At 29.5% G+C, this 13,951-nt stretch carries 15 protein-coding genes; all 15 read right to left on the bottom strand.

The genetic code is table 11. The annotated features are described in order from the left end of the window. Nucleotides 1–9 precede the first annotated feature (9 nt). Nucleotides 10–255, bottom strand: a complete 246-nt coding sequence (locus ACTG46_RS06630) for a YlmC/YmxH family sporulation protein (RefSeq protein WP_003419503.1) — start codon at nt 253–255, stop codon at nt 10–12. 35 nt (nt 256–290) lie between these two features. Then, a complete protein-coding gene (locus tag ACTG46_RS06625; protein ID WP_054269805.1) occupies nt 291–1,538 on the bottom strand; it encodes a M16 family metallopeptidase in 1,248 nt (415 codons plus the stop codon). A gap of 156 nt (nt 1,539–1,694) precedes the next feature. After that, nucleotides 1,695–2,438, bottom strand: a complete 744-nt coding sequence (locus ACTG46_RS06620) for a polysaccharide deacetylase family protein (RefSeq protein WP_054269804.1) — start codon at nt 2,436–2,438, stop codon at nt 1,695–1,697. Nucleotides 2,439–2,625: 187 nt separating this feature from the next. After that, the gene (gene pnp, locus ACTG46_RS06615) at nt 2,626–4,737 is read right to left on the bottom strand and encodes a polyribonucleotide nucleotidyltransferase (RefSeq protein ID WP_231300564.1); all 2,112 of its coding nucleotides are present in this window, start codon (nt 4,735–4,737) and stop codon (nt 2,626–2,628) included. A 123-nt stretch (nt 4,738–4,860) separates the two neighbouring features. Beyond that, nucleotides 4,861–5,706: a DegV family protein gene (locus ACTG46_RS06610; protein ID WP_479923786.1), complete on the bottom strand. Its 846-nt coding sequence runs from the start codon at nt 5,704–5,706 to the stop codon at nt 4,861–4,863. 239 nt (nt 5,707–5,945) lie between these two features. Then, a complete protein-coding gene (gene rpsO, locus ACTG46_RS06605; protein WP_021384061.1) occupies nt 5,946–6,203 on the bottom strand; it encodes a 30S ribosomal protein S15 in 258 nt (85 codons plus the stop codon). A gap of 103 nt (nt 6,204–6,306) precedes the next feature. Continuing rightward, entirely contained in the window at nt 6,307–7,236 is a 930-nt protein-coding gene (locus ACTG46_RS06600) for a bifunctional riboflavin kinase/FAD synthetase (RefSeq protein WP_054269801.1), read from the bottom strand. 131 nt (nt 7,237–7,367) lie between these two features. Continuing rightward, nucleotides 7,368–8,273, bottom strand: a complete 906-nt coding sequence (gene truB, locus ACTG46_RS06595) for a tRNA pseudouridine(55) synthase TruB (protein ID WP_054269800.1) — start codon at nt 8,271–8,273, stop codon at nt 7,368–7,370. Nucleotides 8,274–8,285: 12 nt separating this feature from the next. Beyond that, nucleotides 8,286–9,269 (bottom strand): DHH family phosphoesterase, encoded by a 984-nt coding sequence (locus ACTG46_RS06590; protein WP_147628925.1) that lies wholly within the window; start codon nt 9,267–9,269, stop codon nt 8,286–8,288. Next, nucleotides 9,250–9,630, bottom strand: a complete 381-nt coding sequence (gene rbfA / locus ACTG46_RS06585; protein WP_054269799.1) for a 30S ribosome-binding factor RbfA — start codon at nt 9,628–9,630, stop codon at nt 9,250–9,252. Before rbfA ends, ACTG46_RS06590 begins: the two co-directional genes overlap by 20 nt. Nucleotides 9,631–9,672: 42 nt before the next feature. After that, nucleotides 9,673–11,610, bottom strand: coding sequence for a translation initiation factor IF-2 (gene infB, locus ACTG46_RS06580; protein WP_054269798.1), 1,938 nt, complete (start codon nt 11,608–11,610; stop codon nt 9,673–9,675). A gap of 21 nt (nt 11,611–11,631) precedes the next feature. After that, nucleotides 11,632–11,943, bottom strand: a complete 312-nt coding sequence (locus ACTG46_RS06575; protein WP_054269797.1) for a L7Ae/L30e/S12e/Gadd45 family ribosomal protein — start codon at nt 11,941–11,943, stop codon at nt 11,632–11,634. Beyond that, nucleotides 11,933–12,214 carry an RNase P modulator RnpM gene (rnpM, locus tag ACTG46_RS06570; RefSeq protein WP_003419469.1) on the bottom strand — a complete coding sequence of 94 codons (282 nt, stop codon included), beginning with the start codon at nt 12,212–12,214 and terminating at the stop codon, nt 11,933–11,935. Before rnpM ends, ACTG46_RS06575 begins: the two co-directional genes overlap by 11 nt. A gap of 6 nt (nt 12,215–12,220) precedes the next feature. Continuing rightward, nucleotides 12,221–13,375, bottom strand: coding sequence for a transcription termination factor NusA (gene nusA, locus ACTG46_RS06565; RefSeq protein ID WP_054269796.1), 1,155 nt, complete (start codon nt 13,373–13,375; stop codon nt 12,221–12,223). A gap of 30 nt (nt 13,376–13,405) precedes the next feature. After that, nucleotides 13,406–13,867, bottom strand: coding sequence for a ribosome maturation factor RimP (locus tag ACTG46_RS06560; RefSeq protein WP_054269795.1), 462 nt, complete (start codon nt 13,865–13,867; stop codon nt 13,406–13,408). Nucleotides 13,868–13,951 lie beyond the last annotated feature (84 nt).

The following is a 13,951-nucleotide window of genomic DNA, read 5'->3' as shown; positions in this document are numbered from 1 at the left end:
TTTTTCCTCCTAAATATATCCCTCATATTCTATAATTATCATGTCATTACCTATTTTTTTCACATTTCTCCATGGTACTTCTAAAAATGACTTATCTTTTCTTCTGGCAAAAAAACCTTTTTCTTTTGGAATTAAAAGCGCTAATATACCGCCTGTAGTTTCATCTAATATAAGGTCACATTCCCCAATGACCCCCAATCTTTCTCCTGTGACCAAGTTAACTATTTCCTTACCTGCTATTTCAGATAAATTCATATTTTTATACCTCCAGAGATTTACTTTTTAAGATATTAATCCAGATGTAGAATCTTTTCTACATCTCTTCCAACTATACATGTACCAATATTTTCGATATTGAAGACCTTATCAACAACTTTTTTTACTGAATTAATATCAACATTATTTATACATTCAAGTATTTCATCTGTAGTTTTTACTTTTTTGCTAAGTAACATAGATTTACCAGTAGACATCATTCTACTGCTAGTACTTTCTAAATCCAATATATAATTGCCTTTTAATTGCTCCTTACTTTCAAATATTTCTTTTTCTGTAAGATAGTTTTTCCTTATATTTTCAATTTCTTTCTTTATTAAATTATAAACATCTGGCAAGTTTTCTGTACTCATACTTGCAAATATGCCTAATTCACCACACTTTCTGTACAATGTCTGTGATGAGTATATAGAATATACTAAACCTTTTTCCTCCCTTATTTTCTGAAAAAGTCTTGAGCTTATACTTCCACCAAAAATATTATTCACTACTGCCATTGAATACACTTCATCATCATTTTCAAATGGAATACCTTTTAGGCACATAGCTAAGTTTACCTGTTCAGTATCTTTGTTTTTTGATATAAAGCAAGGATTAAATTTAGCCTCACTTATTTCTATATTCAACCTTTTCTTTTCCCAGTGTCCAAATTTCGATTTGATTTTTTCTACCATATCATCAAAATTAAAGTTTCCAGCTATAGAAATAACAGCATTATTTGGAATATAATACTTGTTTAGGTATTCTAACATAGACTCCCTAGTTATATTATATAGAGAATCTTTTGTACCAATTATATTCATCCCTAAACCATCATTAGCATATATATTTTCTACTAACAAATCATAAGATAAGTCATCTGGAGAATCTTCATACATCTTAAGTTCCTCCAATATTATAAGTCTTTCCTTATCTATATCATTTTTATCAAATCTAGAGTTTAGTATCATATCACTTAATACATCGATTCCTGTATCTATATGCTCATCTATTAATTTTACATAATAACATGTACATTCTTTACTTGTAAATGCATTTATTTGCCCACCTAAATTGTCTATTGAGCTAGCAATCTCCTTTGATGTTCTATTTTTGGTTCCTTTAAACATCATATGCTCTATAAAATGAGAAGTTCCACTCACCTGTTCTTCCTCTATTCTAGAACCTGCATTTATCCAAATACCTAATGTTATTGACTTTAGATATGGTATTTCTTCACCAATTATTGTAAGCCCATTTTCCAGTATTTTTGTCTTATACATTACATTCTCCTAAAAATTTATTCTTTGTTTTATATTGGATTATTGAAAACACTATGTTTTAATTATATTTATTTTTATATGTATTACATTATAAGTCAGTCTTTTAATTAATTCAACTACAACTTATACAATCTTAATCAAATATTTATACTTTGTCTACTTAAACACATCACTGAGTTTACCTGGTTTTAGTCCTTTTTCCCTTACAATTGCTATAATATCATCTATACATTTTGTGGTTGCATCTGTTGGGTGCATTAATATTATACTATTATCTTTAATATCTTTTTTCTTCATTCTATCAATTATTACTTCTGGCTGGTCTTTATATTTCCAGTCTATAGTGTCAGCATCCCATTTTATTGATGTATATCCTAATGCTTTAGCTGCTTTTACTGTCTCTGGACCGAAAGAACCCGCTGGTGCTTGAAAAAATTTAGTTTTTTCATTTATTATTTCTTCAATTATTTTTTTAGATGTCTCTATTTGTTCATAATTGTCTTCGTATGATAGTGTTGAATAGTCTAAATGTTTGTATCCATGATTGCCTATTTCATGTCCCTGTTTTTTTATCTTCAATAATTCATCCTTATTCTTTTCTGCCCACTTACCAGTCACATTAAAAGTAATTTTTACATTTTCCTTTTTAAGTGTCTCTAAAATGGATTCTACATACTCTGTTTCCCATCCAAGGTCTATGTTACAAGTTAATGCAACATATCCACTTTTATCTTTTGTACCTCTTTCATATGGTAAGTCTACCCCATTAAAGAAGTTGAATACTGGTTTATTATTGAACATTTTTAATACCATTACTCCTCCTGATAACCCCAATAATAAAACTAAAATTAGTATTATTATTTTCTTGAGTTTACTCTTGTTAAGTACCATCATTATCATTAAAACTCCCCCTAATTATGTACAAATTGTTTCTTATTTAATACTATTAAAAGAAAGCTTTATTTATGCACTAAATATAATGTAAATACTTTTTTACATGTCAATATAATTTGTATCATTTAAGAAGATATATATTTACAATAAAAAAAGCAAAATCATAAGATTTTGCCTTTAATTATTTATTATATTATTTATTTTTATGTTCTGGTTTTGGTAAAAGAACTTTTCTTGATAAATTAACTCTTCCTTTTTCATCTATTTCTGTAACTTTAACTTCAACTTCATCTCCTATATTTAATACATCTTCAACTTTAGCAACTCTTTCATGAGCTATATGAGATATATGAAGTAATCCTTCTTTTCCTGGAAGTATTTCAATAAATGCACCAAAGTTCATTATTCTACTTACTTTACCTTTATAAGTCTTTCCTACTTCTGGCTCGATTACTATGTTATTTATAAGCTCTTGAGCTTTCTTAATCATATCAATCTCAATACCTGATATAAATACCTCTCCAGTTTGTTCGATATCTATTTTAACTCCAGTTTCATCTATTATCTTAGTTATAATCTTTCCACCAGGTCCTATTACATCCTTTATTTTATCAGGATTTATTTGCATCTTAACAATCTTAGGTGCATATGGTGAAAGTTCTGGTTTTGGTTGAGATATAGTTTTTCTCATTTCTCCTAATATATGGATTCTACCTTCTTTAGCTTGTTTTAAAGCTCTTTGTAGAATTTCCTTATCTATACCATCTATTTTTATGTCCATTTGTATTGCTGTTATACCATATTCTGTACCAGCCACTTTAAAGTCCATATCTCCTAAATGGTCTTCCATACCTTGTATATCTGAAAGTACTGCAACTTTACCATCATGTTTTATAAGTCCCATAGCTATACCTGCAACCATATCTTTTATAGGTACACCTGCATCAAGTAAAGATAATGTTGAACCACATACACTTGCTTGAGATGTAGAACCATTTGAACTTAATACCTCAGAAACTAATCTAATAGCATAAGGGAAGTCTTCTTGAGATGGTATAACTGGTAATAAAGCTCTTTCTGCTAAAGCACCATGTCCTATTTCTCTTCTTCCTGGTCCTCTTGATGGTCTAGCTTCCCCAACACTATATGCAGGGAAATTATAATGATGCATATATCTCTTATTTTCTTCTTCATCTAATCCATCTAGCTTTTGAACATCTCCTAAAGCACCTAAAGTAGCCACATTAAGTACTTGAGTTTGCCCTCTAGTAAATATAGCTGAACCATGAGCTCTAGGTATCATACCAGTTTCACACCATATAGGTCTTATTTCCTCTAGTTTTCTATTATCTGGTCTTACATTTTCATGTACTATAAGTTTTCTTACTTCTTCTTTTATTATATCTTGTAATACTTCTTCTATATCTCCAATGTAATCTTCAAAATCTTCAAGAGTTTCTTCAAAATGAGCTAAAGTTTCTCCTTTAACTCTATCCATATTTTCCATTCTCTCTAATTTTTCAAAAGTTTGAACTGCTTCTTTCATCTTATCAGTTGCAAATTCACGAACCAATTGAGTTATTTCTTCCCCTGCATGGTACAATTCCACTTCTAATTTTTCTTTCCCAACTTCTGCAACTATACCTTCTATAAACTCAACCACTTTTTTTATTTCTTGATGAGCAAATAAGATAGCTTCTAGCATCACATCATCAGGAACTTCATCTGCTCCAGCTTCAACCATCATTATAGCTTCTTTTGTACCTGAAACAACTAAGTGCATTGAACTTTTTTCTCTTTGTTCTGCATTTGGATTTACAACAAAGGCACCATCTACAAGACCAATACATACTGAACCAGTTGGTCCATTAAATGGTATGTCTGATATAGAAAGGGCTATAGAAGAACCTATCATTGCTACTATATCTGGTGTGCAATCTTGGTCCACTGATAAAACAGTTGCAACTACCTGAACGTCATTTCTAAATCCTTTTGGGAATAATGGTCTTATTGGTCTGTCTATCAATCTTGATGTAAGTATCGCTTTTTCTGAAGGCTTACCTTCTCTTTTTAAAAATCCTCCTGGTATCTTACCTACAGAGTATAATTTTTCTTCATAATCTACACTTAAAGGAAAAAAGTCTATTCCGTCTCTAGGTTTAGCCGATTTAGTTGTATTTACCATTACCATACTATCACTGTATCTAACTATGCAACTACCACTAGTCATTTCGCAAATTTTTCCTATTTCTACAGAAAGTTCTCTTCCTGCAAAATCCATTTTAAATATTTTATGTTCAAACATTAATGCTTGTCCTCCTCTTATTAAAAACACGTATATCACTCTATTTACTATATTATCAAAAATACTATAAATTAACAATATAAAATTATCTTTGCACATATATGCAAAAAGCTTATATTACTGCTAATTAGAACAACTTATAGCTAATATATCTGGTCCTGTATGAGAGCAAATAGAAACTCCTCCTCGAGTAAATAATACTCTTCTTGCTTTTATTCTTTTGTTTACTTCTTCTTTTAATATTTCACAATCATGTAGATTGTCTCCACAACCGATTGTAACAATTTTTCCTTCTAAAGAACCTTCATTCATTTCTAAAATTATATCAACCAATTTGCTTGCTATATTCTTTACTCCTCTAACCTTATTTACCAACTTAGCTTCCCCATTATCAAAGAAAAATATAGGCTTTATATTTAACATATTTCCTATCAAAGCAGTTGCAACTGGAACTCTTCCACTCTGTTTTAAAAAATCAAGTGTATATGGTGCAAAAAGTAATCTCACACTACTACGAGTATTTTCTAACTCATCTATGATTTCCTCAAATGCTAATCCTTCTTCAAGAAGTTCACATGCTTTTATAATATATTGCCCACTACCAAGAGATAAGTTTCGAGTATCAAATATATGTATTTTTTCATTTCCAGCTACATCATTTTTAGCTATCATAGCACTTTGAAAAGTTCCTGAGGCATTTGATGCTCCTGTCATACAGATTATGTGATAACCCTCTTCTATAAACTTATCAAACACTTCTTTAAATTCCATATATGTAGCTTGCGATGTTTTAGGTATTTGTTTGATTTCTTTTACCTTTTTATAAAACTCTTCTTTATTTATATCTACTCCTTCTATATATTCTCTATCACTAAAAATAACTGTAAGTGGAACTATTTCTATATAATCTTTTTCTGATATTTCATCTGGAATATCACATAAACTATCACATACTAACTTTATTTTCAAAATAATATCCTCCTTATTCCAACTAATTATACTGTTATAAAGTTTCTATATTTATCTTGTCTTTCCTCTTAAATTGATTATGTATTTATATACTTATCTAATATTCTTACCCAATATTATTCATTTTATAATTTTTTATAATATATAAACTACTTTTATTATTAACTATTTTACTTTATAATGAATTAACTATAAAAAAGCAGGTATACACTATACCTGCTTTTTTATAAAGAATGAAATTACTTTCTTAATCCTAACTTAGCTATTAATGCTCTATATCCTTCAAGATCTTTTTCTTTTAAGTAAGCTAATAAGTTTCTTCTTCTACCAACCATTTTTAATAGTCCTCTTCTTGAATGGTGGTCTTTTTTATGAGTTTTTAAATGTCCATTTAACTCGTTTATTCTAGCTGTTAATAAAGCTATTTGTACTTCTGGAGAACCAGTATCTCCTTCAACTCTTCCAAATTCTTTGATTATTTCTGATTTGTTTATCATTTAGATTACCTCCGTATTTTTTTAGAAACGCCTATTACTAAGCATTGATTGGAGTATTCAAATGCCGAGTAACGGTTATTTTCCTTAATCATTTTATCATACATTACTTGTTTTTGCAAACATAGTTTTCGTATACGTAATTTGTGTCATTAAACAATTGATTTTTTAAGTCATCTATTGAATTAAACTTTCTTTCATCCCTTATTCTTTCCAAAAATTCAACAATTATATTTTTACCATAAATATCTCTGTCAAACTCTAAAATATTGGTTTCAATAGATAAAGATTTTCCATTGACTGTTGGATTATAACCTACATTTGTAGCGCCAAAATAAGTCTCATCTCCAATATGTACAATAGAAGCATAAATACCTCTTTTAGGAACGAGCATGTTATTCTTAAGGTCAATATTTGCTGTTGGGAATCCCATAGTTCTTCCAAGGTGTTTAGAATGTATAACACAACCTTCTAACTCGTAATTACGACCTAAATACTCTTTGACATTAGTCATATCACCTTGGGATACTAAACTTCTAATATAAGTACTACTCACTCTTACATCATTTATTTTGATTGGCTTTATTACTTCCACCTCAAAACCATATTCATCTTCTAAGCTTTTTAATAGATTCACATTGCCTTCTTTTGCTCTTGCAAACGTAAAGTCATGTCCAATTACTATTTTTTTGGCTTTTAATTTTTTTACTAGTATCTCATCTACGAAATCCTTTGCAGGTATTTTAGTCATATACTCATCAAATGGTATGATTACAACTATATCTATTCCCAAGTCTTCTAATAATTTTATCTTATCATTGTTACTTATGATATTTTTTGTTGAGTTTGGTCTAAAGTAATTTACAGGATGATTTGCAAATGTAAATACAATACTCTGTATATTTTCTTTTTTTGCATATTCAACTGTTTTTTTTATAAGAACTTGATGTCCTTTGTGCACACCATCAAAGTTTCCTATGGTAATGACACTTTCTTTTATGTTTGCTATTTCTGCTATAGATTTTATAATCACCATAATAAATGTTCCCCGCTAAAATTATAATTTACTCTTAACTTATTCACAAACTATTATAGCATAAGTAAAAGAGATAGACTATAGAAGTTATTATAGTACTATCTCTTTTGGCATTCTTTTAAATACATTAATTATATAAACATCTTATCACTTTTAACACTTATCGTATTATTGTGTTTTGATAATTTTCCTAATCCTAAGAAGTTATCTGTACTATATACTCTTACAAATTCATCATTCTTATTGAGATTATTTTTCAAAAATCTTTTATCATCTATTGAACCACCATTGCTATAATATTTTATGGCATTAGGATTTAGTACAATATAATTAAACGAATCTAGTACGTAGTCTATATCGTATAAGTATTTATCTAAAGTTTTATTTTCATAAAATAGTTCTAGTTCTTCTAGTGTTATCGAGTTATCTAAATCAAATTTACCAGAAGATGTCCTATTCAAAAATGACATATGTGCTCCACAACCTAGGTATTCTCCTATATCATGACAAATACTTCTTACATAAGTCCCTTTAGAACATTCAACATAAAACATTACCTTGTTACCTTTTATACTGAGTATTTTTATGTCTTTTATATTCACTCTTCTAGTTTTTAAAGTAATTTCAGATTGTCTACCACTTCTTACTAAATCACACATTCTCTTTCCATTTACTTTTAAAGCTGAGTAGATTGGAGGAAGTTGACTTATTTCTCCTCTTTGTGTATCAAAAGCTTTTTCTATATCTTCATTACTCAATTTGAAATTATCAACTTTTTTTAAAATTTCACCTGATGCATCATAAGTATCTGTACTAATACCTAAAGTAAGCTCACATATATATGATTTATCCTTATTTAAAATAACTTCACATACTTTTGTAGCTTTTCCTATACAGATTGGTAAAACACCTGAAGCATCTGGGTCAAGAGTACCTGTATGACCTACTTTTTTTATATTTAAAATTTTTCTCACTCTACTTACAACATCATGAGATGTCATGCCTGTAGGTTTCAATATACTTATAATCTTATTCATTTTTCTGTCACCTTAAATTGATTTTAACACTGCCTCTAATACCATTTTTTTTGCATTATCAATACTATCTTTAATAGTACATCCAGCAGCTCTTACATGACCACCACCACCAAATAACTTGGCTATTTCACTTACATCAACATAATTTTTTGACCTAAAACTTACTTTAATTTCATTTTGTTTTTTCTCTTTAAATAAAATTCCAACCTCAACATCTTTTATGTCTCTTGTATATGTTGTTATTCCATCAACATCGTTGAAACTTGTATTATTTCTATTCATCATATCTTGAGTCAAAACTATACTAGATACTTTTGATTCAAATATTTCCAAAGATTTCAAGGCTTCTCCTAATAATTTATAATAATCAGAAGAATTACTTTGATATATATTTTGTATTATAGTATTTTTTTGTGCACCTAAAACAAGTAAATTCTTTGCCATTTCAAAGCTACTTGCATGGACATTTGAATATGAGAAGTTTCCAGTATCAGTTACAAGACCTGTATATAAACATGTCGCTATATCTTTATTTATAATCTTAATATCTTTTATTTGCTGGAATCTAATCAATAAATTATAAACTAGTTCACATGTAGAAGATGCATCCTTATCTACATAATTTAAATCTCCATATGAATCATTACTTGCATGATGGTCTATACAGATTAATTTTGATGCATTATTTTTGATTTCATCACTTACACATATTCTTGGTTCATCTCCACAATCAAGTGCTATTAGGGAATACTGATTCATATCAAGTTCATTAGACTTATAAATTTTTACATCTTCAACCAAAAACTTTAAATTTAATGGAGCTTCATCATCAAGTACATAATATACTTTTTTTCCTAAGTTTTTTAGTGTATAATACATCGAAAGTGTAGAACCAATATTATCTCCATCTGGGCTAATATGAGAGGTAACTATAAAATAGTCACCCTCATAAATATAGTTTATAATACTATCAATATTATTCATCATAATTTTCATCCTCATTTTTTTGAGTATTTTTTTCATTAACTCTTTTTATAAGGCTATCCATATACATTCCTTTTTCTATTGAATCATCAATTTTAAACATTATTTCAGGAATATATCTAAGTTTTATATTTTTTCCTACTTCTCTTCTTATATACCCTCCAGCACTTTTAAGTCCTGTTAGTGTAGATTCTTCATCTCCACCTAAAATACTTACATATACATAAGCATATCTTAGGTCATTTGTAACTTCTACATCAGTTACACTCACCATAGATGTTATTCTAGGGTCTTTTACTCCATTTATAAGCATAGTACTTACTACTTTTCTTATTTCTTCTGCTATTCTTCTTGTTCTATTATATGATGCCATACCATCGACCTTCTTTACTAACTGATTTTCTTTGATACGAATTTATAATTTTCTTTCTACTTCTTTAGTTATATAAGCTTCTACTACATCGCCTTCTTTTATATCGTTGTAATTTACAAAACTCATACCACATTCGTATCCAGAATTAACTTCTTTTACATCATCTTTAAATCTCTTAAGTGCTGCAAGCTCACCTTCATGTATTATTATACTATCTCTAACTAATCTTACTTTACAATTTCTAAATATCTTACCATTAGTTACATAACATCCAGCTACTGTTCCAACACCAGATATTTTATATATTTCTCTTATTTCAGCTTTTCCTGTTTCTTCATCAACATATTCAGGGTCTAACATACCAGTCATAGCAGCTTGTATATCTTCTATAGCCTTGTATATTATAGTATATGTTCTTATATCAACATTTTCTTTTTCGCCTAGAGATTCTGCACCTGGAACTGGTCTTACATTGAATCCTATTATTATTGCGTTAGAAGCTGCTGCAAGTAATATATCTGATTCTGTTACAGCTCCAACACCTCCATGTATTACTTTAACTTGAACTTCTTCATTTGATAATTTTTCTAAAGATTGTTTAACTGCCTGTACTGAACCTTGTACGTCTGCTTTTATAACTATATTAAGGTCTTTTATAGAACCTTCACTCATTTGACTAAATAAATCATCCAGTGATAATCTTTGAGTTGATTTTAACATTTCATCTCTAACTATTTGCTGTCTTCTTGCTGCTACACTTCTAGCAATCTTGTCAGTTGGAACCTCAACAAATTGGTCTCCACCTTGTGGAACTTCTGATAAACCTAATATCTCAACTGCTGTAGATGGTCCTGCTGTCTTTACTCTTTTACCTTTTGCATTTATCATTGCTCTAACTTTACCACATGCAACACCTGCAACTATTGGGTCACCTACTGTTAAAGTACCACCTTGAACAAGTACTGTTGCAACTGGACCTCTTCCTTTATCAAGCTCAGCTTCTATAACAGTTCCTACTGCTCTTTTATTTGGATTTGCTCTTAATTCTTCCATTTCAGCAACCAATAATACCATTTCTAGAAGTGTATCTATTCCTTCTTTTTTCTTAGCTGATACTGGAACTGCTATTACTTCTCCACCCCAGTCTTCAACTAATAGACCTTGGTCTGCTAATTCTTGTTTTACTTTATCTGGATTTGCACCTGGTTTATCTATTTTATTGATAGCAACTATTAAAGGTACTTCTGCTGCTTTAGCATGGTTTATAGCTTCTACTGTTTGAGGCATTATACCATCGTCTGCTGCAACAACTAATATTGCTATATCTGTAACTTGTGCTCCTCTTGCTCTCATTGATGTGAAAGCCTCATGTCCTGGAGTATCTAAAAATACTATTTTTTGTCCATTAATTTTAACTTCTGAAGCACCTATATGTTGAGTTATTCCTCCTGCTTCACCTGAAATCACATCAGTTTTTCTTATTGCATCTAGTAGAGATGTCTTACCATGGTCAACATGTCCCATAACTGTAACAACTGGTGGTCTAGCCTTTAAATCTTCCTCTTTATCTTCTTCAATTTCCATTAAAGCTTCTATTTCTAAAGCTTCTGTATCATCACTTTCAGCTACTGTTAGTTCAAATCCATAGTCTTGAGCAACTAAAGCGGCAATTTCAAAACTTATCTCTTGATTTATTGTTGCCATAGTTCCCATTTTCATAAGCTTCATAATTACTTCTGATGGAGATTTATCTAACTGTGTTGCTAATGCTTGAACTGTTAGCTTTCCATCTATCTCTATAACATTTTCATTTTCTTTAGATGAAGCTTCTAATAATTCCAATACTAAATCTAATTCTTCACCTTCTAATACTGAATCTTTATCAGCTACATTTATATCTAATTCAGCTAACTTATTCATAAGCTCTTCATTTGATATATTTAATTCTTCTGCTATTTGGTATACTCTTGTTTTTGACACAAGATCACCCCCTATTTTATTTTAAATTTCTATTAGTTCAATTATCTTTTTAGAAAAGTTTTCATCTTTTATTCCTATAACTGCTCTTGGAGATTTTCCTATTGCAAATCCTATTTCCTCTTTTGTTGAAAAAAATAGATATGGAATATTTCTAAAAGTTGATTTATCCTTAAAAAGTTTTTTAGTATTATTTGATGCATCTTCTGCTATTAAAACCAACTTTACTTTTCCTTTTTTTAAATCAAGCAAAGTGGAGTCATCACCAGACACTATTTTCCCTGCACGAGTTGCGAGCCCTAAGAATGAAAGTATTTTTTCTTTATTATTTTTCATATTCTTCTAACTCCATAAGTAGATTATCATAGACTTCATCAGGAACATCTATTTTAAAAGCTTTATTTAATGCTTTGCTTTTGATAGCTTTTTTAAGACATTCAGAGCTTTTACACACATATGCTCCTCTTCCATTAGCTCTTCCTGTTGGGTCTAAAAATATTTTTCCTTCTTTATTTTTAACTATTCTTATAAGCTCTTTTTTAGAGTCTCTATCTTGACATGCTATGCATTTTCTTTGAGGCACTTTTTTTACTTTTTTCAAAATCATCCCTCCTTACTCTTCTTCACTAAAATTATCATCTGAAGTATCTAACTCTTCTTGGTTGATAAATTCAGTTTTAACATCCTCATCTTCTATTTCTTTGGAATTTTCAAGATTTAACATTTCTTGTTCTGCTTGAGATTCGCTCTTAATATCTATTTTCCAGTTAGTCAATTTTGCTGCAAGTCTTGCATTTTGACCTTCTTTACCTATAGCAAGCGATAATTGATAATCTGGAACAATTACTAAGGCAGACTTTTCTTCTTCATTTATATCTACTCTAACAACTTTTGATGGGCTAAGTGCAGCTGATATAAACTCTGCTGGATCTTCACTATATTTTATTATATCTATTTTTTCATCACCAAGTTCATCCACTATATTTTTTACTCTAAGTCCTTTTGGTCCAACACAAGCTCCAATTGGGTCTATTTTTTCATCTATAGATCTTACTGCCATTTTAGTTCTTGACCCTGCTTCTCTTGCTACAGATTTTATTTGAACTATTCCTTCATATATTTCAGGAACTTCTTCTTCAAACAATCTCTTTACTAGACCTGGATGACTTCTTGATACAACTATTTGAGGTCCTTTGTTAGTCTTTTTAACTTCAAGTATATAGAATTTTATTTTTTGACCTGCTTTATAATTTTCAAATGGTATCTGCTCACTTTGAGTCATTATACCTTCTATTCTTCCAAGGTTAACATAAACAATGTTTTTATTTGCTCTAGCAACCTCTCCTGTAACTATTTCATTTTCTTTTTCTATAAATTCATTATACACTATTTCTCTCTCAGCTTCTCTTATTCTTTGAACAACTACCTGTTTTGCTGTCTGAGCTGCAATTCTTCCAAAGTTTTTAGGAGTAACTTCATGCTCTATGATATCGCCTAATTCATAATTAGGATTTATCTCTCTAGCATCTGCTAACTCTATTTCTAAGAAAGTATCATATAAATCTGATTCATCAACAACTACTCTTTGAGAGAATACTTTTATATCTCCCTTATCTCTATCAAACTCAACTCTAACGTTTTGTGCTGAACCAAAGTTTTTCTTATATGCAGTTAAAAGAGCTTGTTCTATAGTATCTATAAGTATCTCTTTATCTATACCTCTATCAACTACTAATTCATCTAGTGCTTCCATAAATTCATGATTCATTTTTTTATTTCCTCCCTATTTAATATACCACTAAAACTTTATTGCTAATCTGACAATAGCAACATCTTTTCTATTAAATTCCATTTCTTCACTATTTACAATGATTTTTATATTATTATCTTCTGTTAGTCCCACAAGTTCACCTTCAAATTGTTTACACCCATTTAATGCTTTATATAATTTTAAATCTACATCTCTACCTTTGTATCTTACAAAATCTCTATCTTTTTTTAATGCTCTATCAAGTCCTGGAGAAGATACTTCTAAAAAATAATTCTCCTTTATAGGGTCTTTTTCATCTAATATTGGGCTTAATTCTCTACTAACTAATTCACATTCATTTAAAGATATTCCTTCTTCTTTATCTATGTATACTCTTAAGTAGTATTCTCCCGCTTCTTTTACATATTCAACATCAACCATTTCAAATCCATGTTCATCTGTTATTTTAGTTACAATCTCTTCAATTGTAGCTTCTAAATTTTTTTTCATTAAATTTCCTCCTATTCAATTGTAAATGACCAGTTCCTATAATCCCAAATAAAATATATTTAAAAAATTAAACTGGTTCTTAAT

The sequence above is a fragment of the Clostridioides sp. LIBA-7678 genome, from assembly GCF_056716065.1.
This window is presented reverse-complemented; position numbering and strand designations above follow the sequence as displayed.

What these genes read in the sequence shown, in the direction of transcription:
- rpsO (WP_021384061.1), bottom strand. Translation starts at nt 6,203, where the DNA reads ATGATAAACAAATCAGAAATAATCAAAGAATTTGGAAGAGTTGAAGGA.
- ACTG46_RS06620 (WP_054269804.1), bottom strand. Translation starts at nt 2,438, where the DNA reads ATGATAATGATGGTACTTAACAAGAGTAAACTCAAGAAAATAATAATA.
- ACTG46_RS06630 (WP_003419503.1), bottom strand. Translation starts at nt 255, where the DNA reads ATGAATTTATCTGAAATAGCAGGTAAGGAAATAGTTAACTTGGTCACA.
- nusA (WP_054269796.1), bottom strand. Translation starts at nt 13,375, where the DNA reads ATGAATCATGAATTTATGGAAGCACTAGATGAATTAGTAGTTGATAGA.
- pnp (WP_231300564.1), bottom strand. Translation starts at nt 4,737, where the DNA reads ATGTTTGAACATAAAATATTTAAAATGGATTTTGCAGGAAGAGAACTT.
- ACTG46_RS06590 (WP_147628925.1), bottom strand. Translation starts at nt 9,269, where the DNA reads ATGAAAATTATGATGAATAATATTGATAGTATTATAAACTATATTTAT.
- ACTG46_RS06625 (WP_054269805.1), bottom strand. Translation starts at nt 1,538, where the DNA reads ATGTATAAGACAAAAATACTGGAAAATGGGCTTACAATAATTGGTGAA.
- ACTG46_RS06560 (WP_054269795.1), bottom strand. Translation starts at nt 13,867, where the DNA reads ATGAAAAAAAATTTAGAAGCTACAATTGAAGAGATTGTAACTAAAATA.
- rbfA (WP_054269799.1), bottom strand. Translation starts at nt 9,630, where the DNA reads ATGGCATCATATAATAGAACAAGAAGAATAGCAGAAGAAATAAGAAAA.
- ACTG46_RS06600 (WP_054269801.1), bottom strand. Translation starts at nt 7,236, where the DNA reads ATGGTGATTATAAAATCTATAGCAGAAATAGCAAACATAAAAGAAAGT.
- truB (WP_054269800.1), bottom strand. Translation starts at nt 8,273, where the DNA reads ATGAATAAGATTATAAGTATATTGAAACCTACAGGCATGACATCTCAT.
- ACTG46_RS06575 (WP_054269797.1), bottom strand. Translation starts at nt 11,943, where the DNA reads ATGAAAAATAATAAAGAAAAAATACTTTCATTCTTAGGGCTCGCAACT.
- rnpM (WP_003419469.1), bottom strand. Translation starts at nt 12,214, where the DNA reads ATGATTTTGAAAAAAGTAAAAAAAGTGCCTCAAAGAAAATGCATAGCA.